This window comes from Halomonas sp. BN3-1 (assembly GCF_003056325.1).
Lineage (GTDB): Bacteria > Pseudomonadota > Gammaproteobacteria > Pseudomonadales > Halomonadaceae > Halomonas > Halomonas litopenaei.
Map to the genome: position 1 here is coordinate 181,449 of NZ_PYVV01000006.1, position 26,463 is coordinate 207,911.

Below are 26,463 nucleotides of genomic sequence, written 5' to 3' on the forward strand. Positions count from 1 at the left end.
AAGCCATAACGAACCCTCGCTCAGCCTCCTTCAACGGCAAAAGCCCCGGGCACCTGTCCCGGGGCTTTCGTCATGTTGACCAAGGCGTGTTACTGACGAATGCCTTCGAAGGTCACGTAGAGCTCAAGGTTGTGCATCGGCTCGGGGAACTTGCTCATGTCGATGTCGTAGTCGGACAGCGCCAGCTCGGTGGAACCTTCGAAGCCTGCGCGATAGCCGCCCCAGGGGTCGTCACCCTCGCCCAGCAGGGTCACCGGCATCTCGATGCTGTTGGTCACACCGTGCAGGGTCAGGTCACCGCTCAGCACACCTTCACCATCGCCGGTAGATTCAAAGCCGGTGGAGGTAAAGGTGGCGGTCGGATACTCACCGGCGTCGAGGAAGTCACCGCTCAGGATGTGCTTGTCGCGCTCGGCGTGGTTGGTATTCAAACTGGTGACATCGACCTCAACCTCGGCGGACGCCGCCTCGACGTTTTCCGGGTCGTAGCTGAAGGTACCGTCGAAGGACTCGAAGCTACCCAGAATATAGGAATAGCCGAGGTGGCTGATCTTGAACTGGATAAAGGCGTGCTGGCCTTCAGAATCGATGGCGTAGTCGGCGGCCTGGGCCTGGGCCAGCGGCAGCAGCGAGGCGGCGGTCAGGGCGGCGATGGCGGTCTTCTTGAACATGTCACTCTCCTTGATGGTTACGCGGTGATTGCGTCAGCACTCTTTCTCTATACCGACCTCGAGTCATGCATCGGGCTCGGGCCGGTCGATTCTTGACGTCCGGACAACACTTGCCGGCGGTCGCAGGGTAACGTTGGCGTCTTCAGGCCTGCTCCCCGGTGGTCTTTTCTGGCTTGGTCCGACGCGCCAGGCGCGGGTCGACCATGCGAACCAGGGTGTCCTGACGGTCCAGGTAGTGATGCTTGAAGGCCGCCAGGGCGTGGCCCGCCGACAGGATGATCAACGCCAGCGCACTGTACCAGTGAACCACGCCGGCGCGGGAGGCCTGCTCCGGCAGGTCGCTGATCAGCGCGGGCACGGTAAACAGGTCGAGCACGGCGATGCCCTTGCCGTCGGCGGTGGAGATGAGATACCCGCTGATCAGCACCGTGGTCATCAGCAGATACAGCGCCAGATGGCCGAGCGCCGCTCCACGACGCTCAAGCGCTGAACCGTGGGCCTCGGGGGATGGCTGCACCAGCCGCCAGAGAATGCGGCCAGCCACCACGAACAGCAGTAACATGCCGACGCCACGATGCCACCAGGGTGCCAGGTTGTACCAGTTGCTGTAGTAGTCGAGACCGGTCATCCACCAGCCCAGGGCGAACAGACCGAGAATCGCCAGCGCACTTGTCCAGTGCAGCAGGATGGCGAACAGGCCCCACCCCTGGCGTGAATTTCGCCACATGCCAACGTCCTTTGATTAATCGATGAAATCGAGCTTAACGCATCTTTAGACGGCAAACCGTGGAAAAATTTCGAACGATAGATACGATAAAACCGCGATATGGCGTGCCTGACTGCTGCCCTTCCCCCGTAACGCAACGACCGCCGACGAGCGGACTCGTGCGGCGGTCGTGGTAAAGCAGCGCTTCAACACATCACTATGGGGAGGCTCCAACATGGCAGCCTCGGGTGAACCTCTAGGCCAGGGCGTCGAGCCCCCTGGCCAGGTCAGCCTTGATGTCGTCGAGATTCTCGAGCCCCACGGCGATGCGCAGCAGGTTCTCGGAAATGCCGGCGGTCGCCTTCTGTTCGTCCGACAGGCGCCCGTGGGTGGTGGTCGCCGGGTGGGTAATGGTGGTCTTGGCATCCCCCAGGTTGCCGGTGATCGACAGCATGCGGGTGGCATCGACTACTGACCAGGCCTGCTCGCGCCCGCCCTTGACCTCGACCCCGACCACGGCGCCGAAGCCCTGCTGCTGGCGGCTCGCCACCTGGTGCTGGGGATGACTCTCGAGTCCGCTGTAGTGAACCTTCTCTACCGCCGGGTGAGCGTCAAGCCAGCGCGCCAGTTCCAGCGCCGAGGCGGCGTGAGCCTTCATCCGCAGGTTCAGCGTCTCCAGTCCCTTGGTGAAGATCCAGGCATTGAACGGGCTGAGGCATGGACCGCAGGTCCGCACCACCCCGAAGACTTCCTCGAGCTCCTTGTCACGCCCGACCACGGCCCCGCCGATGGCGCGCCCCTGGCCATCCAGGTACTTGGTGGCCGAATGGATCACCAGATCGGCGCCCAGTGACAGCGGCCGCTGCAGCGCCGGCGTCAAGAAGCAGTTGTCGATGGCGAGCAAGGCATCGTGGCGATGGGCCAGTTCGGCCAGCGCTTCGATATCGACGACCTCGGACAGCGGGTTGGAAGGCGTCTCGGCGAACAGCAGCCGAGTCGCCGGGGTCATCGCCGCTTCCCAGGCGTCCAGATCGGAAAGCTCCACATAGCGTGTGGTGATACCGAACTTGCCGAGATACTTGTCGAACAGGCTGACGGTGGAGCCGAACAACGAGCGCGAGGCGACGATCTCGTCACCGGCCTGAAGCAGTGCCAGCGCGGTGGACAGGATGGCGGCCATGCCGGAACTGGTGGCTACACAGCGCTCGCCCCCTTCCATCGCCGCCAGGCGACGCTCGAAGGTGCGTACCGTGGGGTTGGTGAAGCGCGAATAGACGTTGCCCGGCTCATCACCGGAAAACTTGCGCGCCGCTTCGGCTGCGCTGCCGTAGACAAAGCTCGAGGTCGGAAAGATCGGCTCGGAGTGTTCCTGCTCCTGGGTGCGATCGTGCCCCGCCCGGATGGCCAGGGTCTCGAGGTTCCATTCGTCCTGCGTCGGGTCCAGCATATCCGTCTCCATCACTCGCCAGGGTGCCGTCGACTCGGACGGGTAGAGAGAGAGCGCATTCGAGCACTCCCCCTGCCGACCGACGACGCCCTGCGGTTAGCTGTTGGGTATCAGTCGATATCGTCCTGATTGTGCATGCCGACCAGGGCGTGATCGCCAGCGCTCTGATCCTGCTTGGCGCCATCGTTGCGCGAAGCCTCGAGATCGGACAGGTAGGCCTCGTCGATGTCGCCGGTGATGTACTTGCCATCAAACACCGAACAGTCGAACTCGGCCAGCGCCGGATTGACCTCACGACAGGCCGCCTTCAGGTCCTCAAGGTCCTGGTAGACGATACGATCGGCGCCGATCAGCTCACCCACCTCGGCCTCGCTGCGGCCGTGGGCGATCAGCTCGCTGGCGGCGGGCATGTCGATGCCGTAGACGTTGGGATAACGCACGGGAGGCGCGGCAGAGGCAAAGTATACCTTGTTGGCGCCGGCGTCGCGGGCCATCTGGATGATCTGCTTGCAGGTGGTGCCGCGCACGATGGAGTCGTCCACCAGAAGCACGTTCTTGCCCTTGAACTCGATATCGATGGCGTTGAGCTTCTGGCGCACGGACTTCTTGCGCTGGGTCTGCCCGGGCATGATGAAGGTACGCCCGATGTAGCGGTTCTTCATGAAGCCTTCGCGATAGGTGACCCCCAGGTGCTGGGCCATCTCGAGTGCCGAGGTGCGCGAGGTGTCGGGAATCGGGATGACCACATCGATATCGTGATCCGGCCATTCGCTCTTGATGCGATCGGCGAGCTTGCGGCCCATCTGCAGGCGGGTGCCGTAGACGTAGGCACCGTCCAGCAGCGAATCGGGGCGCGCCAGGTAGACGTGCTCGAAGATGCAGGGGGCAAGCAGCGGACGATCGGCACAGGACTGAGTGTGGTAGTTGCCATCCATGTCGACGAAGATGGCCTCGCCCGGCGCCAGGTCGCGCACCAGCTCGAAACCACCGACGTCCAGCGCCACCGACTCGGAGGCGATCATCACTTCCTGGCCCTCGCCCTGATCGCGGGTGCCGAAGACCACCGGACGGATGCCCTGGGGATCACGGAAGGCGACCAGGCCTACACCGTTGATCACCGCCACCGCAGCGTAGCCACCGCGGCAACGACGGTGCACCCGACGCACGGCGTCGAAGATGTCGCCCGGCAGCAGATGGGGCCCCTGCTTACCCAGCTCATGGGCGAAGACGTTGAGCAGCACCTCGGAGTCTGAGCTGGTGTTGATGTGGCGCAGATCCGAGGAGAACAGTTCCTTCTTGAGCTGCTCGGAGTTGGTCAGGTTGCCGTTGTGCGCCAGCGCCAGACCGTACGGGGAGTTCACGTAGAACGGCTGCGACTCGGCCTCGCTGGACGAGCCGGCGGTGGGATAGCGCACGTGGCCGATGCCCAGGTTGCCCTTCAGGCGCGCCATGTGGCGTGTGTGGAAGACGTCACGTACCAGACCGTTGCTCTTGCGCAGCAGGAAACGGCCCTCGTTCCAGGTCATCATGCCCGCCGCGTCCTGACCCCGGTGCTGCAGCACCGTCAGGGCGTCGTAGATTGCCTGGTTAACCGCCTGCTTGGCCATCAGGCCGACGATACCGCACATTCAACTTACCTCATTTACCGTGAAACGCCGCCCGGGGGCCAGCGCAAGAGTCGTCTGTCACTGGCGAAGTCAGAGCGTGCTTGTGGCACCTTGCTTCGCATCGTCGATGGCAGATCCCTCTGCCTCGCCACCGGTCGGCGGCGATGGTTCTGCCTGGGGCAGCTCGCGCAGGGACTCGGGAAAGTCCGGCAGGCTGCCCTCGAAATCACTCAGTTGGCCAAGGCCCCAGTCGCGCAGTTGCTCGAAGTGGGGGCGCACGCTGGCATCCTGCCAGGCCGTCAATTGATCCAGCGGGGTAAAGCCGATCAGCAGCGTGACCAGGGTCAGCACCGCTGCCGCCTTCACCCCACCGAACAAGGCGCCGGTCAGGCGGTTGAGAAAGCCGGCGCCGGCCCACTCCACCGCCGCCTGGATCATCCGTATCAGGATGCCGCCGAGCAGGATCGTGATCACGATGATCAGGATAAAGGCCACGATAAGCCGGCCGTCCGGACTGTCGATCCAGTTGCCCAACACCTCGGCCACCGGCTCGGCGAACATGCGTGCCGCCAAAAGCGCCACGATCCAGCTGGCCAGGCCCAGCGCCTCACGCACCAGGCCACGGACGAACCCCGCCGCCACGGCCAGCGCCAGCACGGCGACGAAGACCCAGTCCACCCATGTCACCAGCATCAGCTATCCACCTTGACCAGAAGCCCCTGCAGATTTTCCCGGGACTTGAGCTCGCTCATCACGCCCTCGGCGTCCTCGGACGCGCCGAAGGGGCCCACGTAGACCGTGGTCAGCGAGTTGTTGCGCTCACGCGAGTAGGCGGGGTAACCCTGGTCACGCAGCTTCTGCATCAGGCGCTGGGCGTTGCCGGCCTCGCCGAAGCTGCCCACCTGCACCGCCCACTCACCGCCTTCCACCGCGGTGGGGGCGCTCGTCGTGCGCTGCTCGGCCTGGCGCGCCAGGGCGGCGATAGGATCTTCCCGCGGCTGGCTGGCCTCGGGTGCCGGTTCGGGCTCGGCCTGGCGCTCGGAGGACGCCTGTTCGGCCACCTGCTGCGCCGGTTCAGGATCCACCTGCTGTGGCTGGCTGGACTCGGAGGGTTCGCTCTGGCCCTGGTCGGCCTGCGAAGCATTGCCCTCGCCAGGGGCAACCGGTGCCTGAATCTGCCCAAGCCCTTCCGGCGGGGTGGGCTCAGGCACGTCGCGGCGCTCCACATCCACCGGCGGGTCGATGGTCAGCACCGGGTCCGGCCGCTGCTCGGGGGATTCGGGCTCATCAAACAACATCGGCACGAAGATGACGCCCAGCGCCACCACGATAATGATCCCGCTGATCCGCTCACGCATTCCGTATTTCATGTCGCTCCCTCGATGACGCCACCGCCACTGGACTGGCGGCTCCATCTCGCCAGTATGGCAGCCACGGTGAAGAAGGATCCCGTCACCAGTACACGATCTGCCGACTCGACGCACGATTCGAGCCAGTCGGCGCCGTCATCGACGCTATCGGCGTGGTGAAGGATGGTGCCACCTTGATGTTCGATACGTGCCGCGAGGTCGGCTGCGCTACGTCCGCGATCGCCTTCGAGCGTCACCGGCAGCCAGGCGTCCACCACCGGCGACAGCGCGGCGATGACCCCCTCGGCGTCCTTGTCCTCGAGCATGCCGATCAGACACAGGGTCCGCCCCTGGACCTCCCGTTGCACTTCACGCCGTTCGACCAGTCGCCCGGCCAGGTAGTTGGCGGCGTGAGGGTTGTGACCCACGTCAAGGCACCAGTTACCGCGCCACTGCATCCGCCCGGGAAGATGCACCTCGGCCAGTGCCTGGCGACAGGCGTCTGGATCGAGTTCACCAAGGGCCAGCCACAGTGCCTGCAACGCAGAAGCGGCGTTGTCCAGCGGCAGCCCGGGATCGCTTAGTCGTTCCAGGCCGACCGGCTGGCCTTGCGCGTCGCTGCCGCGCCACGACCAGCCGCCCTGTTCGCCATCAGGTCCTGCACAAGGTGCTGCTTGAGGGCCTGCATGGCGGCCCGAATGGGCGAAGGCCTCACCGAGCGCAAAGATCGGCGCACCCAGCGAACGGGCATGGTCGGCAACGCTCGAGGGCAGGTCACGACTGCCCAGCACCGCCGGGCGCCCGGTACGCATGATCCCGGCCTTCTCGCGGCCGATGATGGCAATATCGTTGCCCAGGAAGGCGGCGTGGTCCTGAGCCACGGTGGTCACCACGGCCACATCCGGATCCACCACATTGACCGCATCCAGGCGACCACCGAGGCCGACCTCCAGCACCGCCAGGTCGGGCTGGCGCCTGGCGATGGTCCACAGCGCGGCCAGGGTACCGACCTCGAAGTAGGTGAGGCTGACCGGGGATGGCGCGAGCCTGGCCTGCTCCACCGCGACGAAGCCTTCGATCAGCACCTCGTCGCTGGCCTCGCTGGCGTCCAGCCGAAGGCGCTCGTTGTAACGCACCAGATGGGGCGAGGTGTAGGCCGCCGTGGACAGCCCATGGGCCCGTCCCAGCGCCTCGAGCATGGCCACCGTGGACCCCTTGCCGTTGGTGCCGGCGACGGTGATCACCCGGCGTGCAATCGGCCTCTCGGTCAGACCGAGACGCTGTGCCACACAGGCGACCCGCTCGAGGCCCAGATCGATGCCAACGGGGTGGGCGGCCTCGAGTCGGGCGAGCCAGCTATCCAGTGTGGTGGGCAGACCGTCGTTGTCCATGGGCTAGCGCGGTGTGTCCTGGGTGCGTTCGCCGTCCTTCGGCTCCTCGCCTTGGACAGCATCGGCTTCATCGCTTTGCGTCTGCTGCTCGGCCGTCTCCGGCGCGTGCTCGGCCTGGGCGCCTTCACTGTCTGCCATGGCCACCGCCAGGTCACGCTCGGCGGCTTCGGCGGCGTCCACCAGGTCGGGCTCACTGTCGTCGGCGATACCTACCGCAGGTTGATGGGTCAGCTTGCGCAGCACCCCACCCAGCCGCGAACGCATCTCGTGGCGATGCACGATCATGTCGACGGTGCCGTGTTCGAGCAGGAACTCGCTGCGCTGGAAGCCTTCAGGCAGCTTCTCGCGCACCGTCTGTTCGATGACCCGAGGACCGGCAAAGCCGATCAGGGCGTTGGGCTCGGCCACGTTGAGATCGCCGAGCATGGCCAGTGACGCCGACACGCCACCGAACACCGGATCGGTCAACACCGAGATATAGGGCACGCCGGCCTGCTTGAGGCGCTCAAGCGCGGCGGAGGTCTTGGCCATCTGCATCAGCGAGAACAGCGCTTCCTGCATGCGCGCACCGCCGGATGCCGAGAAACACACCAGCGGCTGGCCCTCTTCGAGAGCGATAGTGGCGGCACGCACGAACTTCTCGCCGACCACGGCCCCCATGGAGCCACCCATGAAGGTGAACTCGAAGGCCACCGCGACCACCGGCAGGCCATCCAGCGAACCGCGCATGGCGATCAGGGCGTCGTTCTCGCCGGTGTCCTTCTGGGCCGCGGCCAGGCGGTCCTTGTACTTCTTGGAGTCACGAAACTTGAGACGATCCACCGGCTCGAGGTCGGCGGCGATCTCTTCGCGACCTTCCTTGTCGAGGAACCAGTCAAGGCGCTTGCGCGCGGTCAGGCGCAGATGGTGATCACACTTGGGACACACGTTGTGGTGCTTTTCGAGTTCGGGCAGGTAAAGCACCGACTCGCACTTGGGGCACTTACGCCAGAGACCGTCCGGAACGCTCGCCCGGCGGTCCTTGCGCTGAATGCGGCCCACCGAGGGCACAATCTTGTCTAGCCAGCTCATGTCAGAAGTCTTCCGTTGCTACGGTCGCCGGCGGTGGCCGACGACAGGGTCGAATCTCTTCCCCGATCGCCTCTCAGGCGTCCAGGGCCTGGCGTATCTCTGTCATCACCGCCTTCAATTCGGCGATGGCCTCGCGGGGAGCGTCACAGTGCTCGGCGATGCGTGAGACCAGGGCACTGCCGACGATGACGCCATCGGCAACCTTAGCCACTTCCGCGGCGGAGGCGCCGTCGCGGATACCGAAACCGACACACAGGGGCAGATCGGTCAGCTCGCGCAGCGGCGCCAGATGGGCCGCCACATCGTCGGCGTTGAGGCTCGCCGAGCCGGTCACTCCCTTGAGCGACACATAGTAGAGATAGCCATGCGCGTGGGCGCATATTGTAGCGGCACGCTCTGGGGAAGTGGTAGGGGCGACAAGAAAGATTGGCGCCAAATCCTCGGCTTCCAGCAAGGGCCCCAGTTCATCGGCCTCTTCCGGCGGCATGTCCACCACCAGCACGCCATCGACGCCGGCCGCCCTCGCCTCGCGGGCGAAGCGCTCGATACCCATGCGCTCGATGGGATTGAGATAGCCCATCAACACCACCGGGGTGTCGTCGTCCTGACGCCGAAACTCGGCCACCATGGCCAGCAGGTCGGTCAGGCGGGTGCCGTGCTTCAAGGCACGCTCACAGGCCTTCTGGATGACCGGGCCGTCGGCCATGGGGTCGCTGAAGGGGACCCCGAGTTCGATGATGTCGGCGCCGGACTCGACCAGTGCGTGCATGTAGTCGACGGTCACCTCCGGGGTGGGATCGCCCCCGGTGATGTAGGGAACCAGCGCCTTGCGACCCTGATCGGCGAGAGAACGAAAACGTTTATCGATACGAGACATGGAATTCTCTAGCTCCTACAGGTCGATTCCGTCGATCTTGGCAACGGTGAGGATGTCCTTGTCGCCACGTCCGGACAGGTTGACCACGATGTTCTGGTCCGGGGACAGGGTCGGCGCCAGCACCTTGGCGTGGGCCAGGGCGTGGGCCGATTCCAGCGCCGGCATGATGCCCTCGACGTGGGTCAGCTCACGGAAGGCCTCAAGCACGGCGTCGTCGTTGGCGGCCACATAGTTGACCCGGCCGACGTCCTTCCACAGCGCGTGTTCGGGCCCGACACCGGGGTAGTCGAGGCCCGCCGAGATCGAGTGGGTATCGCTGACCTGGCCGCCCTCGTCGGACATCAGGTAGGTGCGGTTGCCGTGAAGCACGCCGCGGGGCGCGCCGGAGGCCAGGGGCGCAGCGTGACGGCCGGTCTCGACCCCGTCGCCACCGGCTTCGACGCCATACATCTCGACGCCGTCGTCCTCGACGAAGGGATAGAACAGCCCCATGGCGTTGGAGCCACCGCCGACGCAGGCGATCAGCGCGTCAGGCAGCTTGCCGAACTGCTCGAGCGACTGGCGCCGCGCTTCACGGCCGACCACCGCGTTGAAGTCACGCACCAGTTGCGGGTAGGGATGCGGCCCCGCCACGGTGCCGATGATGTAGAAGGTATCGTCGACGTTGGTGACCCAGTCGCGCAGCGCCTCGTTCATGGCATCCTTGAGCGTACGGGTGCCGGAAGTCACCGGAATGACGTTGGCCCCCAGCAGGCGCATGCGATAGACGTTGAGCTTCTGACGCTCGGTATCGGCCTCGCCCATGTAGACGTCGCAGCGCAGGCCCAGCCGCGCCGCCACGGTGGCGGTCGCCACGCCATGCTGACCGGCGCCGGTTTCGGCGATCACCCGGGGCTTGCCACTCTTCTTGGCCAGCAGCGCCTGGCCGATGGTGTTGTTCACCTTGTGGGCGCCGGTGTGATTGAGATCCTCGCGCTTCAGCCATATCTGGGCACCGCCAAGCTGTGCAGACCAGCGCCGGGCGTGATAGAGCGGCGACGGCCGACCGACGTAGTGCGCGAGGTCATGGTCAAATTCGGCCTGAAAGTCGGGATCGTCCTTGAGGCTTTCGTAGGTGCGGCTCAGATCGTCCAGCGCAAAGCTCAAGGTTTCCGAGACAAAGCGACCTCCGTAGGCCCCATAGTGCCCCCGAGCGTCAGGCCATTGGGTCAGTTCACTGAACTTGCTCACGTCGGACTCCTTGCGGATAAACTGGCTGAATAAAAAGTCGGTGATGGTCGCTCGCTACCGGGCGTGGGGCCTGCTGCCGCGTCAGCGGCGGGCGTCGCCCTGCCCCACGGCGCGCATAAAGGCCTGCATGCGCTCTGGATCCTTGGCGCCCGGCGCGCTTTCGATGCCCCCGGAGACGTCGAGGGCAAAGGGCCTCACCCGGTCAATCGCCTCGGCGGCGTTGTCCGCCGACAGGCCACCGGCGAGGATAACAGGTTTTGCCAGCGACGACGGGATGCGCGACCAGTCGAAAGTGTCACCGGTGCCGCCGGGCACGCCTGGGCGATAGGCGTCCAGCAGCAGTGCCTGGGCGCCGGCGTAGGTGCGTTCGGCCTCGTGCAGATCGAGGCCGTCGCGCATTCTCAGCGCCTTTATATAAGGGCGCGCAAAGCGCTCGCAGGCCTCGGCGCTCTCGCTACCGTGAAACTGCAGCAGGTCGAGACACGGCAGTGCCCTTTCGATGGTCTCGTCGTCGGCATCGACGAACAGCCCCACCCGGGTGACGAAGGCCGGCACCCGCGCCGCGAGTTCGGCCAGCCGCTCCAGGCTGACCGCCCGCTTGCTGCCGGGCCACAGCACAAAGCCCAAGGCATCGGCGCCCAACGCCACGGCGGCGTCGATATCCTCTTCGCGGGTAAAGCCGCAGAACTTGACGCGGGTACGGTGCGCGGAAGCAATCATCAGGACTCCTTGTCCGCGGCGTGCGCCGCCGAAGCGCCGGCAGGTCCTTCAGCGAAACCGTCGCCGAGCCCGTCGGCGAGCCCGTCGGCGAGCTCTTCGGCACGTACCGCCCTGCGCGTCTCGGCGATCGGACGTCCGCGGCGAAACTCCACCATGGGGCAGTCCGGCAGCGGGCGCTCTCCTGTCCACTCCCCCAGGAAGGCCAGCAGATTCGGCCCCAAGGGTTCGGCGGGCAGTTGCCACTCGGGGTCGTACAGGGTGTCGACGAAGTGCAACCCACAGCCTGGCGCCGTCACATCGCTCTGCTTGCGATCCTTGAGTGCCATCAGTCGCGCGATGTAGTCGGTGCCCTGCTCACCCCGTCCCACCGTCACCAGCGCGCCGACGATGTTGCGCACCATGTGGTGCAGGAAGGCGTTGGCCTGAAGGTCCACCACCACCAGCGGGCCGTGGCGATGCACCTCGATAAAGTGCAGGTGGCGCCAGGGCGTCTTCGACTGACAGCCAGCCGCACGAAAACTCGAGAAATCGTGCTCGCCGACCAGCGCCTGGGCGGCCTCGTGCATGGCGTCGGCATTCAGCGGGTCGCGGCACCAGGTGGCGTTGGCACGCTCCAGCACCGGGCGACTCGGCTGATTGAGGATGACGTAGCGATAGCGCCGGCCCAACGCCTTGAAGCGGGCGTGGAATTCGTCGGGCACCTCGCGAATCCAGCGGATCGCCACGTCTCGGGGAAGGTTGGCGTTGCCGCCGAACACCCAGGCCTTCTCGGAACGCTCCACCGGCGGGTCGAAGTGGGCGATCTGGCGGGTCGCGTGCACGCCTGAGTCGGTGCGTCCGCTGCAATGCAACGTGATCGGCACACCCGCCACCTTGGCCAGCGCCTTCTCCACCGCCCCCTGCACCGACGGGGCGTGCTTGAGCCGCTGCCAACCGCAATAGTGGGTACCGTCGTACTCGACGCTGAGCGCCAGACGACCCTTGAGGGGGGTACGTTCATCAAGATGGTGAAAGAAGGACATACGACCTGCTGAGCAAAGAAAGCGGTGGAGACAACGAGGGACGCATTATCCCTTATCACCGGCCATGCGGCCAGTAGCGGCGCTTCTCAAGTCGTTGCACACGTCCTCCTGCGCCTATTCCCACAATGGGGATCACCATGTTCGGGGAACGATTGGCCATTACGCCTCCGACTGCCTCACATCGTATTTCAGCGACCTGGAAGCCAACGACGACACTCCAACTACGCTCTATCGACTTCTGTGGTGCCCCCCTCCAGCTCTCTTAGCGTAATTTTTCTCACTTTCTTCTCCCTGGAATCACTTACTTTTGCCCATCCAGCTTTTCTATCAAGTTCAGATGTGCAATGACTCGCCGCCACCCGCCAAATCAAGACTGCACACTTAATGAGAAATACGCTGAAAAATAAAGGCAAAAAAACAAGTTAAAAAAGAGATATCTATCTTTTTGTTTGGTGAAAAAAAGCCCTACACATTCATCTATATATTCGCAATCTCGTCCTAGCCCATCAGTACAATACTTGCGACAGTTTCACTCGAATATGTTTGGGCGACGTCTGTAGCATTTAACCTAAAATATGCAAGGAAATCGCAATGAATTCCGACACCAACACGACACAGACCCATGCAACTCTCGCCGCCTTACTAGCAGTGGAATGCGATTGTGAAGTAAGCGCCTTGACGGCACTCGACGAGGACGGACTCCCCGATGGCATCGCAGGAGGCCCAGGAGATGCCCCCGGCCAGGCCATTACGGGCACCGGCACACTTGGCTACAGCTTCGGTGCGAGTGGCCCCGCTGCATCAGGCGCCTTTCGCTGGGACCCGGCCAGCCTGCCTGAACTGACTTCGGGTGGCGAGGTGCTGAGCTACCAGCTATCACCCAGCGGTGAGACCCTGACCGCACGGACTCCTGACGGCACACCGATCCTCCACATCAAGTTGACGGATCTCGACACTGGCAGCTACAAGGTTTCCCTGCTGGGCCCCCTGGACCACCCGCAACAAGGTACCGAAGACAACCTGGTCTTTTCGATCCGTTACACCATTACCGACAGTGATGGAGACGAGGCCTCCGCTAGACTGGCCCTGGATATTGACGACGACACCCCTACCAATAGCATCGACACTCCCTCTTCGATTGAACCCGGTGACACCGTGACCGGGACCTGGACACAGGATGGAGGCGCCGATGGGGTCGCCGGCACCATCGTAAAACTGCCCGGCGACACCACCGACTACCCCCTTGGCTCCCCCATCGATACCGGCAACGGTACCCTGACAGTCAAGCCCAACGGTAATTGGAGCTTTACTGCCGCCCCGGATGCGGAGGGTACGCTGGACTTCCAGATTGTCACTACCGACGGCGACGGAGACAGCACCAGTTGCAACGGACACATCGACATCGGTGGCGGTGGCAGCGGTGGCAACGGCGTTCCCACGACTCCTGAGACAGATGGTGACCCCAACACCAATCCGGCCAAGGCGATCGTCGATGAAGACGGGCTTCCTGGCGGCATCGCCGGCGGAATCAACGATGTGGCCGGAGAACGAATCGTTGCTACTGGCTCGCTGGGTTACGACTTTGGTGACGACGGTCAGGGCGGCTTTAGCTGGAGCACCGCCAACCTGCCGAGCCTCACCTCCAACGGCAGCCCGGTGACCTGGACCCTGAGTGGTAATGGTCGCTCGCTGGTGGGCTTCGACGGCAACGGTGATCGCGTGATCTCGGTTCAGCTCACCGACGTCGACAATGGCACCTACAAGGTCGTGCTGGCCAAGCCGCTCGATCACTCCAACCCTGATGTCGAGGACGATATCAACTTCAACGTCGGCTACACCATTACCGACAGCGACGGCGACAGCGCCTTCGGCGTACTCAAGGTGACCGTCGACGACGATATGCCGGTCGCCAACAGCGATACCGCCAGCACCGACAGCGATACTCCGGTGACCGTCGATGTTCTCGGCAACGACAACAACGGCGCCGATGGCCCGGGCACTGTCACCGACGCCACCGTCGACGGTGGCCCAGGAGTGGGCACGGTGACCGTCAACCCGGATGGCACCCTGACCTTCGCGCCTAATCCCGACTTTACCGGCAACGCGGTGATCGACTACACCGGCACCGACGGTGACGGCGACACCACCGATGGTAAGCTCACCGTCACGGTAGAAAGTGGTGATGCAGACGATACCCCCACTACCCCGGAAACCGACGGCGACCCCACTACCAATCCAGCCAAGGCCATTGTCGATGAAGACGGGCTTCCTGGCGGCATTGCCGGCGGCATCAAGGATGTGGCCGGAGAACGAATTGCTGCCACTGGCTCGCTGGGTTATGACTTCGGTGACGACGGCCAGGGAAGCTTTAGCTGGAGTACAGCCAATCTGCCGAGCCTCACCTCCAACGGCAGCCCGGTGACCTGGACCCTGAGTGGTAACGGTCGCTCGCTGGTGGGCTTCGACGGCAATGGCGATCGCGTGATCTCGGTTCAACTCACCGACGTTACCAATGGCACCTACAAGGTCGTACTGGCCAAGCCGCTGGATCACTCCAACCCTGATGTCGAGGACGACATCAACTTCAACGTCGGCTATACCATCACCGATAGCGACGGCGATAGCGCCTCCGGCGTACTCAAGGTAACCGTCGACGACGACATGCCGGTCGCCAACGACGACGCGGCCAGCACCGACAGTAATACTCCGGTGACCGTAGACGTCCTCGGCAACGACAATAACGGCGCCGATGGCCCGGGCTCCATCACCGACGCCACCGTCACTGGTGGTCCAGGAGTAGGCACGGTGACCGTCAACCCGGATGGCACCCTGACTTTCGTGCCTAATCCCGACTTTACCGGCAACGCGGTGATCGACTACACCGGCACCGACGGTGACGGCGACACCACCGATGGTCAGCTCACCGTGACCGTCGAAAGTGGTGATGTCGACGACACTCCCACTACCCCGGAAACCGAGGGCGACCCCAATACCCATCCAGCCGTGGCCATTGTCGATGAAGACGGCCTGCCCGGAGGCATTGCTGGCGGCATCAACGATGTGGCCGGCGAAAATACTGCCGCTACCGGCTCGCTAGGCTACGACTTCGGTGACGACGGCCAGGGAAGCTTTAGCTGGAGCACTACCAATCTGCCGAGCCTCACCTCCAACGGCAGCCCGGTGACCTGGACCCTGAGTGGTAACGGTCGCTCGCTGGTGGGCTTCGACGGCAATGGCGATCGTGTGATCTCGGTCCAGCTCACCAACGTCGCCAATGGCAGCTACAAGGTCGTACTGGCCAAGCCGCTGGATCACTCCAACCCGGATGTCGAGGATGACATCAATTTCGACGTCGGCTATACCATCACTGACAGCGACGGCGATAGCGCCTCCGGCGTGCTCAAGGTGACCATCGACGACGACATGCCGGTCGCCAGCAACGACGCCGCCAGCACAGACAGTGATACTCCGGTGACCGTAGACGTCCTCGGCAACGATAACAATGGCGCCGATGGCCCGGGCTCAATCACCGACGCCACCGTCGATGGCGGTTCAGACGTGGGTACGGTCACCATCAATCCGGACGGCACCTTGACTTTCGTGCCTAATCCCGACTTTACCGGCAACGCGGTGATCGACTATACCGGCACCGACGGTGACGGCGACACCACCGACGGCCAACTCACCGTGGCGGTCGACAGTGACGATGTCGACGACACCCCCACCACCCCGGAAACCGACGGCGACCCCAATACCAATCCAGCCAAGGCCATTGTCGATGAAGACGGCCTGCCCAACGGCGTTGCTGGCGGCCCGCAGGATGTGGCGGGAGAAAAGACCACTGCGACCGGCACCCTGGGCTACGACTTCGGTGTCGACGGTGCTGCTGCCAACGGTGGATTCAGCTGGAGCTCCGACACCTCAGGCTTTCCCACGACCACCGCCGAAGGCCAGGACGTGGTCTATTTCCTGAGCAGCAACGGACGCTCCATTCTGGGTCTTGACGAAGACGGCAACCGAGTGATCACCATTGCCATGCTGGATCCGGCAACCGGCGACTACAAGGTCACGTTATCGCAGGCTCTTCAACACAATGTTGCAGGCAGCGAAGATGACCTCGCCTTTGATGTGGGCTACACGGTCACCGACAGCGACGGTGACAGCGCCGCTGGCGTGCTGAAGGTCGTCATCGACGACGATACCCCCATCGCCGCACCGGACTCGGCGTTCACAGCCAGCGAATCACCTGTCGTCATCGACGTGAAGGCCAACGATGGCCTTGGTGCGGACGGTGCCGACGTAACCTCGGCCACGGTGGAGGGTGGGGCCAATACAGGAACCGTCGTCATCAATCCAGATGGCACCCTGACGTTCACCCCTAACAAGGACTTTTCCGGTGAAGCGGTCATCGACTACACCCTGACAGATGGTGACAACGATGTCGCTACCAGCCAGGTCACCGTCACCATCAATGAACTGTTTGTCGGGGACAATGATAACGACATCAACACCACAGGCGCAGGGAACGACGTCCAGATAGGGGACCAGGGAGGAATACGTCAGATCGTCAAGGATGGTCAGGACTATAACATCGCCATTGTGCTGGATTCCTCTCAGTCAATGGGCGGCATGTACCCCATGGCTTCCGGAGAGATACGCATCAATGTCGCCCGTGCTGCCCTGAAGAGCTTCGCGGAAAAACTAGCCGACCATGACGGCACTGTCCATCTCACCCTCATCGATTTCAACCGTACCGCCGACAAGCGGGACTTCCAGGACTTCGACGCCGACGACCTTGGCCCGTGGGGGCAGTATCTCGACAGCATCACCTTGGCCCATGACACCAATACCGAAGCAGGGCTAAGAAAAGCCATCAGCTTCTTCCAGAACCAGCCCACCGATGGCTTTGAAAACCTGACCTACCTGCTGACTGACGGTGAGCCTACCGTATTTACCCGAGACGACGGATCGATTGGCGGCCCACAAAACAAGGCGAATTTCTGGACGGTCCAGGAGGCGGTCAACGCCTTCAAGGAACTATCAGAGTTCAGTGCGGTGGAAACCATCGGCATCGATCCTCATGCGCTGACGCAGAATCCACAGGGCGACGTGATCAATGCCATGCTCGACAGCTCCGGCGTCACTGGCACAGCCACCGTCAACCTCCAAGGAGGCAGCGTTACCAGCGAAGTCGGGCAGCCGGTCAACATAACCAATCAAAGCGAATTTGAAATCGCGCTTCAGACTGGATCGTATCTTGATACCAACATCCCTGTCGGCGACGATATCCTGAATGGCACCTCAGGCAAAGACGTGATCTTCGGGGACAGGATCAACTCCGACCAACTGGCGTGGACCAATGGCGACACCGGAGAGGAGTTTGCTGCCGGCGAACATGACGGACTAAGTTACCAAGGACTTCTCGACTTCCTCAAATGGAGCGAAAACGCTGGCCAAGACCCTTCCGAGCAGCAAATTATCGAGTACATCCAAGGCAACTATGCAGCACTAACAGGGGCCAATGAAGCGGATGGTGGCGACGATGTCCTGAACGGCGCAGCCAACAATGACGTACTCATCGGCGGAGGTGGTAACGACGTCCTGGTCGGTGGCGCAGGGGATGATGAGATCTGGACTGGACTTGGCGCTGACACAGTTGCCTTCCAGTCAGGTGATGAAGGAACCTCTGGTTCCCCGGCCAAGGACGAAATCAAGGACTTTACGCTGGGCAACACTGCCAGCAACACAGCAGCCGACAAGATCGATCTATCCGATCTGCTGGAAAATGCCAGCGAAGCCGATATATCCGACTACCTCTACGCCAGCCAGGAGGGAAGTAACACCGTCATTTCAGTGAAATCAGACGGAGGCATCGGCACCTCTGGTGAAGGCGCTGATCAAGTCATTACCCTGTCCAACATCAGCATGGGCGGAGCATCCAGCGATGACTTCATCAACCAGTTGATCAAGGATGGGCAGTTGGATATCGAGTAACCTACAACGTTTCACTATTAGGTAGTGCAGAAACTTCACCCGGCCTTGGCCGGGTGAAGCTCTTACCACCATGAACTACTACCAAACTTGATTATTGTCGCCCCCTCTACGACCGCGCGCCTTATTAAAAACACCTATCTGCTAAAATTGGTGGAGTACGTTCGTCGAGATGGTGAAAGAAGGACATACGACTTGGCGGATACAAGATAATCGAGAAAGGTGACCAGACCCGCATTCCACAACCTAACCTTCACCGCCAACACAAAACGGTCATTTTCATCTATGCGCGCGGTGGCAGCCATCGGTGCGCATGACTGTCACTTGTCGCGTACGCCTCAGGACCAGCTTCCCACTATTCTTGCCCCCAGCAGCGGCAGCAAAATCCCGCATCGCGACCTCGGCACCAGACCTGGAAAACATCCATGTAAGGAAAAACCCTTTAAAGCAAAAAAGAGACAATATTTCCTTTATAAATTGTCCCAAATTTCTGACATTAGCTCCTCTTATTACTCGCTATATCCTAAATTCCTTGCACTCGTCCATGAGGACAATGTCACCATCCATTCTTCTTGCATACGTTTAACGAGCCCCCGCCTACACCAACGGCAGTCACGCAAGGAATAACCTCATGAATTTCAACACCGATTCATCATTGAATCAGTCCACCGTTGCCACACTGCTGGCGCAGGACAGCATCACTCAGGTCACCGCCCTGGCGCTGCTGGATGAGGATGGCTTGCCCAATGGCATTCCTGGCGGCCCACAGGATGCGGCGGGTCAGGACACCGTGGCAACCGGCACCCTGGGCTACAATTTTGGCGCCAACGGCCCAGCCGCGACCCACCCCTTTCGCTGGGAATCCACCGGCCTTCCTTCATTGACATCTGGCGGCGAGGCCCTTTCCTATCAGGTTTCCGCAAACGGCCGGACACTGTCCGCCTCTACCAGCGATGGCACCACCCTTCTTCAGGTCAGGCTGACCGATCTTGCCTCAGGCAGCTACAGCGTCTCGCTGCTCGGCCCGATCGATCATCCCGACGCAACCATCGAAAACAACCTGATCTTTTCGGTCTACTACACCATCACCGATGGTGATGGTGATAGCGCCACCGCACGCCTGGGCCTGGATATCGACGATGACTCGCCGACCACGACCGTTATCGCTCCCTCGAGTCTGGAAGCCGGCGATACCGTCTCCGGCACCTGGTCACAGCAAGGCGGAGCCGACGGCGTCGCCGACACCGTCGTCAACCTCCAGGCCGACGACAACGAGTATCCGCTCGGCACACCGATCGATACCGGCAAGGGCATCCTGATCGTCAACCCCAACGGTACCTGGCGTTTCAGCGCAGACAACGATGCCAGCGGCGCACTCGACTTCAACATCACCACCAAGGATGGCGACGGTGACAGCTTCAGTTCCAGTGCCCACATCGTCATCTCCGGCGGCAATGGTATAGGCCCCACCACCCCCGAGACGGATGGCAATTCTGCCACCGTATCGCCCAAGGCGGTGGTCGATGAAGATGGCCTTCCCGGCGGTATCGCCGGCGGCATCAATGATTTCCCGGGCGAACGCATCATCGCCACCGGCCGGCTGCGCTATGACTTCGGCGATGACGGCCCAGGGGGCTTCACCTGGAGCACCGCCGGCCTGCCTGTACTGACCTCCCAGGGAAGCCTGGTCAGCTGGGCACTCAGCGCAGACGGACGCTCACTTCTTGGCACCAGCGCCAGCGGACAGCAGGTCCTCTCGATTCAACTGAGCGATCTTGCCGCCGGCACCTACCGGGTCGACCTGTTCAAGCCGCTGGATCACCCCCGAGCCGATGTCGAGAGCGACATCAACTTCAGCGTCGGCTACACCATCACCGACGCCGACGGCGACAGTGCGCAGGGCATCCTCCGCGTTACCGTGGATGACGACATGCCAGTGCCGGGCGACGATACCGCCGCAGGCGACAACAGCGGGCCCATCACGGTTGACGTACTGGACAACGATGATTTTGGCGCCGATGGCCCCGGCGAGCTCACCAGTGTCACCGTCCAGGGCGGCCCGGATGTTGGTACCGCCACCATCAACCCTGACGGCACCCTGACCTTTGTTCCCCACCCTGGCTTTACCGGAAACGCCACGATTGACTACACCGCCACAGATGGCGATGGCAGCACCGTTACCGGCAACCTCAGCGTCGAGGTCGCCGACGGCGGCGGCGGCACAGGCCCCACCACGCCGGAAACCGATGGCAATCCCGACACCACCCCGCCAAAAGCGGTTCTCGACGAGGACGGCTTACCTGGCGGCATCGCCGGTGGCGTCAATGACGTGGCTGGCGAACGGATCGCGGCGACCGGCTCGCTGGGCTACGACTTTGGCAGCGACGGCCGCGGCAGCTTTACCTGGAATACCGCCGGCCTCCCCGTCCTCACCTCCGGCGGCAGCCCGGTCACCTGGTCGCTGAGCGGCAATGGTCGTTCGCTGGTCGGCTTCAACAACGCGGGTGAACGTGTCATTTCCGTCCAGCTCACCGACGTTGCCAACGGCATCTACAAGGTGGTGCTGGCCAAGCCGCTGGATCATTCCAACCCCAGTGTCGAGAGCGACATCAACTTCAGCGTCGGCTACACCATCACCGACAGCGTCGGCGACAGCGCCTCGGGCACTATCGGTATCACCGTCGATGACGATACGCCGGTGGCCAACGCCGACAACGCCACCACCGACAATGACGGCAGCGTCACCGTCGACGTTCTCGGCAACGACCGGTTCGGCGCCGACGGCCCCGGCGGCATCACCAATGCCACCGTCCAGGGTGGCGCGGGTGTCGGTACTGTCACCGTCAACCCTGACGGCTCCCTGACCTTCACGCCCAACCCGGGCTTCGTCGGCAACGCCACCATCGACTATACCGCCACTGACGGTGACGGCAGCGCTGTCGGCGGCAGCCTCAATGTTTCGGTCACAGATGGTGGCTCCGGCCCCACTACGCCAGAAACCGATGGAGATCCGCATACCGTGCCACCCAAGGCGGTGCTCGACGAAGACGGCCTGCCTGGCGGCATCGCCGGTGGCATCAGTGACGTGGCTGGCGAACGGATCGCGGCCACCGGCTCGCTGGGCTATGACTTTGGCAGCGACGGCCCCGGCAGCTTTAGCTGGAACACCGCCGGCCTCCCCGTCCTGACCTCCGGCAGCAGCCCAGTCATCTGGTCGTTGAGCGGCAATGGGCGTTCGCTGGTTGGCTTTGACAACACAGGTAACCGTGTCATCTCCGTCCAGCTCACCGACGTTGCCAACGGCAACTACAAGGTGGTGCTGGCCAAGCCGCTGGATCACTCCAACCCCAGTGTCGAGAGCGACATCAACTTCAGCGTCGGCTACACCATCACCGACAGGGTCGGTGACAGTGCCTCGGGCACTATCCGCATTACCGTCGATGACGACACGCCGGTGGCCAACCCCGACATCGCCATTACCGACAACGACGGTTCCGTCACCGTCGATGTGCTCGGCAACGACCGGTTCGGCGCCGATGGTCCCGGCGACATCACCAAAGCCACCGTCCAGGGAGGCGCGGGTGTCGGTACTGTCACCGTCAACCCCGACGGCACCCTGACTTTCACCCCCAATCCCGGCTTCGCCGGCAACGCCACCATCGACTATACCGCCACCGACGGTGATGGCAGCGCGGTCGGCGGTACCCTCAATGTCGCAGTCGCCGACGGCGGCACCGGCCCCACCACACCCGATAGCGATGGCGACCCCAGTACTTCCGCGCCCACGGCTGTGGTCGACGAAGATGGCCTGCCTGGCGGTATCGCCGGTGGCATAGGTGACGTCCCGGGGGAGCGTACCGTGGCGACTGGCTCACTGGGTTACAGCTTTGGCAGCGACGGCCCCGGCAGCTTTGCCTGGAGCACCACTGGTCTGCCTGCCCTGACCTCCGGCGGCAGCCCGGTCAACTGGTCGCTAAGCGCCAACGGGCTTTCCCTGTTCGGCCTGGATGGCAACGGCAATAGTGTCATTTCGGTGCAACTGACCAACATCGCCAGCGGCTCCTACAAGGTGATACTGGCCAAGCCGCTGGATCACTCCAACCCCAATATCGAGAGCGACATCGACTTCAGCGTCGGCTACACCATCACCGACAGTGCAGGTGACAGCGCCTCAGGCAGCATCGATATCACGGTCGATGACGACATGCCGGTGGCCAACGCCGACGTCGCTACCACCGACAATGACGGTTCCGTCACTGTCGACGTGCTCGGCAACGACCAGTTCGGCGCCGATGGCTCCGACGGCATCAGCAACGCAACAGTCCAGGGCGGCGCGGCTGTCGGCACCGTAGTGGTGAACCCCGACGGTACCCTGACCTTCACGCCCAACCCCGGCTTCGTCGGCAACGCCACCATCGACTATACCGCCACTGACGGTGACGGCAGCACGGCCGGCGGTAGCCTCAGTGTGGCGGTCGGCGACGGCGGCACCGGCCCCACCACGCCTGAGACCGACGGAGATCCGAATACTGCCCCCCCCAAGGCGGTACTCGACGAAGACGGCCTGCCTGGCGGTATCGCCGGTGGCATCAACGACGTGGCCGGCGAACGGACTACAGCCACCGGCTCACTGGGCTACGATTTTGGCAGCGATGGCCCTGGCAGCTTTAGCTGGAACACCACCGGCCTCCCCTCCCTGACCTCCGGCGGCAGCCCGGTCACCTGGTCGCTGAGCGGCAATGGGCGTTCTCTGGTCGGCTTTGACAACACGGGTAACCGTGTCATCTCCGTCCAGCTCACCGACGTTGCCAACGGCAACTACAAGGTGGTACTGGCCAAGCCGCTGGATCATTCCAACCCCGGTGTCGAGAGCGACATCAAGTTCAGCGTCGGCTACACCATCACCGACAGCGTCGGTGACACTGCCTCGGGCAGTATCGGCATTACCGTCGATGACGACACGCCAGTGGCCAACACTGACAGCGCCACCACCGACAACGACGGCAGCGTCACCGTCGACGTTCTCGGCAACGACCAGTTCGGCGCCGATGGTCAAGGCGCGTTAACCGGTGCCACCGTTCAGGGTGGCGCGACAGTCGGTACCGTCGCAGTCAACCCGGACGGCAGCCTGACCTTCACGCCCAATCCCGGCTTCGTCGGCAACGCCACCATCGACTATATCGCCACCGACGGCGACGGCAGCACGGTCGGCGGTAACCTCAATGTGTCGGTCGCTGACGGCGGCACTGACCCCACCACCCCCGATAGCGATGGCGACCCCAATACCAACGCCCCTAATGCTGTCGTCGACGAAGACGGCTTGCCTGGCGGCATTGCCGGTGGCGTCGGTGATGTCCCGGGGGAGCGTACCGTGGCGACTGGCTCACTGGGCTACAGCTTTGGCAGCGACGGCCCAGGCAGCTTTGCCTGGAGCACCGCCGGACTGCCTGCCCTGACCTCCGGCGGCAGCCCGGTCAACTGGTCGATAAGCGCCAACAGGCTTTCCCTGTTCGGCACGGACATCAACGGCAATAGTGTCATTTCGGTGCAACTGACCAACGTCGCCAGCGGTAGCTACCGGGTAGTACTGAGCCGACCGCTGGATCACTCCAGTCCCAACATCGAGAGCGACATCAACTTCAGCGTCGGCTACACCATCACCGACAGCGTTGGCAAGAGCGCCTCGGGGAGCATCGACATCACGGTCGATGACGACATGCCGGTAGCCAACGCTGACAGCGCCACCACCGACAACGACGTTACCGTCACCGTCGATGTGCTCGGTAATGACCAGCTTGGCGCCGACGGCTCCGGCGGCATTACCAACGCCACCGTCCAGGGCGGCGCGGCAGTCGGCACCGTCGCAGTGAATACGGACGGCACCCTGACCTTCACGCCCAACCCCGGCTTCGTCGGCAACGCCACCATCGCCTATACCGCAACCGATGGCGACGGCAGCGCTGTCAGCGGCAACCTTAGCGTCGCGGTCGCCGACGGTGGCACTGAGCCCACCACGCCAGAAACCGAAGGCTCGGCTCCAGTGGTCGCCGTGGTCGATGAGGATGGTCTGCCAGGCGGCAACGCGGGTGGCAATGGTGATGTCGCAGGCACGGCGGTAGTGGTGACGGGGCTACTGGGTTACAGCTTTGGCGACGACGGCCCCGCAGCCAGCGGTGGCTTCGCCTGGGGCTCCGACACTTCGGGTCTGCCTGCACAGACATCCGACGGTCAGGATATTCGCTACTTCCTGAGCAGCAATGCCCTGTCCCTGGTAGGTCTTGATGAAGCCGGCAACCGCGTCATCGCCATCGACATCCTCAATACCGCGACGGGTCAGTACCGAGTCGTGCTTTCTCAGCCGCTCGACCACCCGATCGCGGGTATCGAGGATGACCTGCGCTTCAGCGTCAGCTACACCGTGACGGACAGCGATGGTGACACGGCGCCAGGCAACCTGGTCGTCGTTGTCGATGACGACTCTCCCAAGGCATCAGTGGTCCAGGTCGGTGAGTTGACCGATGGGGCCACCGCCGACATCAGCTTCTTTGGCGCCGACGGTGCCGGCTCGCTGACCTTCGGTTCAGCCTTGGAGGGCACCCAGGTGACGAGCCCGGGAGGACTACCTTTACGCACTTCGAACGGTGAAACCCTCACCTATCAAGTGAGCGGCGATGGTCTGACGCTACAGGCTGTCACCACTAGAGGTTTCGTGGCTTTCGAAGTTAGCCTGACGGCAGACGGATCCCGCTATGAGGTGACACTTAACGACGAAGGTATCAAGGCAACAAGTGACTCTTCTTTGTCGGTTGATGTGGACGGCAACAAGCAGTCTCAAAATGGGCAAGGGCATAGATTCATCACTTTCGACGGTGAGAACGGTAGCCCCGATGTTCTAATGTCTAACTGGACGTTCCGGACTAACGCCGGCCCTAACGGTGAGGCTGGCGCCATTCAAATAGATGGTCTGGGCCATATCGGCCAAGGCCCCAACTTCATCACTGGCGACGACGAAATTATTCGTTTCGATTTTGTCGACAACCTGGCAATCTCTGGCACCGAGGCCAGCTGGGATAATCACCGTGGCGCCACACATTTCGAACAGATGATTTACCAGGTAAAACCCGACAGCCCAAAGTTCCAGCTTTCGGCTTTCACGTTGGCTCCGGATGGAGACGACACAAGCGGAAACCCCTATCAACTGAACAGAGATGAGAAGCTCGACCTTGACGCTTTTGATGTGCGCTTCCTGGATTCTTCAGGCAACGACATTACTTCTCATATATCAGTTACAGAGAACGCGGATGGATCGCTCACCATCAACGGAATTCAGCACGAAGCCAGACTTGTTCTAACCACCGATAAGCCTTTCGAGGCGTTGGAATTCGAAGGACTCGGTGACAAACTCCAGTTCACGCAGAGTGGCGAGTTCGACTTTACTTGGCTGGAAAAAAGTGATGAGAATCTTTCACTTGCGGTTGAAGGCACCGACGGTGATGGAGATCCGGTAAATGGAAGCCTTGAGTTGGCGCTGCCGACTTCCGGAGCTAGCGCGAGAGCAGCATCGGCTCGCAACGTTACTGCCAACGATGATGACAGCGGCGATGGGCAAATCTGGGCGGCTTTCGGTGCAGACACCATCGTGTTCCAGTCGGGAGATGAGGGAACGTCCACCAATCCATCCATGGATGTGGTGAATAACTTCACCCTTGGAGATACCGCGAAAAATACCGATGCGGATACTCTGGATCTATCCGATCTGCTCCACGACGCCAGCGAGGAGGATGTGTCTGACTACCTGCATGCAAGCCAGGACGGGGAAAACATCGTTCTGTCGGTAAAGTCGAACGGTGGCATCGGGGCCTCCGGTGCAGGTGCAGACCAGGTTATCACCCTGTCCAACACCAGCATGGGGGGAGCCTCCAGCGATGACTTCATCAACCAGTTGATCAATAACGGTCAGTTAGACGTCGAGTAAGCTGCAACACCTCTCGAGGTGGAACGCGAGGTCTTCACCCGGACTTGTCCGGGTGAAGCCTTATCTAGCGCGATACGCTACCTGCCTTTACCAAGGGCTATCCCTGCACTCACTGATATCTTCGCCGTTCGTCATTCGTCATTCGTCCCAACGACTCATATAAAAAATCCATATCAACTCACCTGACTAGTTGACACTACAACCTCAAAAAACCCCTTTCTTAAGTACCATAAAACTTCTTACAAACACCCTCGAAACAACCCCATATCAATGATCACAGAACAACCAACCCCCATAAAAAACCGGAACACTTTCACACCAATTCAGAAAATAACAAGATAAAAAATTCAAAATATATTGCCTCGCAATGCTATTCTTGTTCGTCATAATATCGAACATGCGGAAA

Annotated in this window: 14 protein-coding genes; 2 read left to right on the top strand and 12 right to left on the bottom strand. The window is 62.3% G+C overall.

Annotated features, from left to right (window positions below; all coding sequences use genetic code 11):
* Positions 1-89: 89 nt before the first annotated feature.
* The 12 genes from C9F12_RS10520 to truA form a co-directional block, all read right to left on the bottom strand.
* Entirely contained in the window at positions 90-671 is a 582-nt protein-coding gene (locus tag C9F12_RS10520; protein WP_108448841.1) for a YceI family protein, read from the bottom strand.
* 142 nt (positions 672-813) lie between these two features.
* Positions 814-1,398 carry a cytochrome b gene (locus tag C9F12_RS10525; RefSeq protein WP_108448842.1) on the bottom strand — a complete coding sequence of 195 codons (585 nt, stop codon included), beginning with the start codon at positions 1,396-1,398 and terminating at the stop codon, positions 814-816.
* Positions 1,399-1,633: 235 nt separating this feature from the next.
* Positions 1,634-2,824, bottom strand: coding sequence for an O-succinylhomoserine sulfhydrylase (locus C9F12_RS10530; RefSeq protein WP_240184228.1), 1,191 nt, complete (start codon positions 2,822-2,824; stop codon positions 1,634-1,636).
* A 110-nt stretch (positions 2,825-2,934) separates the two neighbouring features.
* Entirely contained in the window at positions 2,935-4,452 is a 1,518-nt protein-coding gene (gene purF, locus C9F12_RS10535; RefSeq protein ID WP_045992459.1) for an amidophosphoribosyltransferase, read from the bottom strand.
* Between the two features lie 69 nt (positions 4,453-4,521).
* Complete coding sequence (locus C9F12_RS10540; protein ID WP_071211105.1) at positions 4,522-5,124, bottom strand: CvpA family protein; 603 nt, start codon at positions 5,122-5,124, stop codon at positions 4,522-4,524.
* Entirely contained in the window at positions 5,124-5,801 is a 678-nt protein-coding gene (locus tag C9F12_RS10545; protein ID WP_108448844.1) for an SPOR domain-containing protein, read from the bottom strand. Before C9F12_RS10545 ends, C9F12_RS10540 begins: the two co-directional genes overlap by 1 nt.
* Positions 5,798-7,171, bottom strand: a complete 1,374-nt coding sequence (gene folC, locus C9F12_RS10550) for a bifunctional tetrahydrofolate synthase/dihydrofolate synthase (RefSeq protein ID WP_108448845.1) — start codon at positions 7,169-7,171, stop codon at positions 5,798-5,800. Before folC ends, C9F12_RS10545 begins: the two co-directional genes overlap by 4 nt.
* A 3-nt stretch (positions 7,172-7,174) precedes the next feature.
* A complete protein-coding gene (gene accD / locus C9F12_RS10555; protein ID WP_108448846.1) occupies positions 7,175-8,242 on the bottom strand; it encodes an acetyl-CoA carboxylase, carboxyltransferase subunit beta in 1,068 nt (355 codons plus the stop codon).
* 73 nt (positions 8,243-8,315) lie between these two features.
* Positions 8,316-9,119, bottom strand: a complete 804-nt coding sequence (gene trpA / locus C9F12_RS10560) for a tryptophan synthase subunit alpha (RefSeq protein ID WP_108448847.1) — start codon at positions 9,117-9,119, stop codon at positions 8,316-8,318.
* 15 nt (positions 9,120-9,134) lie between these two features.
* Entirely contained in the window at positions 9,135-10,349 is a 1,215-nt protein-coding gene (gene trpB / locus C9F12_RS10565; RefSeq protein ID WP_181248630.1) for a tryptophan synthase subunit beta, read from the bottom strand.
* 81 nt (positions 10,350-10,430) lie between these two features.
* On the bottom strand, positions 10,431-11,069 hold the full coding sequence (locus C9F12_RS10570; protein WP_108448848.1) for a phosphoribosylanthranilate isomerase: 639 nt from the start codon (positions 11,067-11,069) through the stop codon (positions 10,431-10,433).
* Complete coding sequence (gene truA / locus C9F12_RS10575; protein WP_108448849.1) at positions 11,069-12,091, bottom strand: tRNA pseudouridine(38-40) synthase TruA; 1,023 nt, start codon at positions 12,089-12,091, stop codon at positions 11,069-11,071. The genes C9F12_RS10570 and truA overlap by 1 nt, the downstream gene beginning before the upstream one ends.
* Before the next feature lie 675 nt (positions 12,092-12,766).
* Here truA and C9F12_RS10580 point away from each other — a divergent pair.
* Positions 12,767-18,085, top strand: coding sequence for a tandem-95 repeat protein (locus C9F12_RS10580; RefSeq protein ID WP_162816451.1), 5,319 nt, complete (start codon positions 12,767-12,769; stop codon positions 18,083-18,085).
* A 628-nt stretch (positions 18,086-18,713) separates the two neighbouring features.
* On the top strand, positions 18,714-26,057 hold the full coding sequence (locus C9F12_RS10585) for an Ig-like domain-containing protein (protein ID WP_108448851.1): 7,344 nt from the start codon (positions 18,714-18,716) through the stop codon (positions 26,055-26,057).
* Positions 26,058-26,463 lie beyond the last annotated feature (406 nt).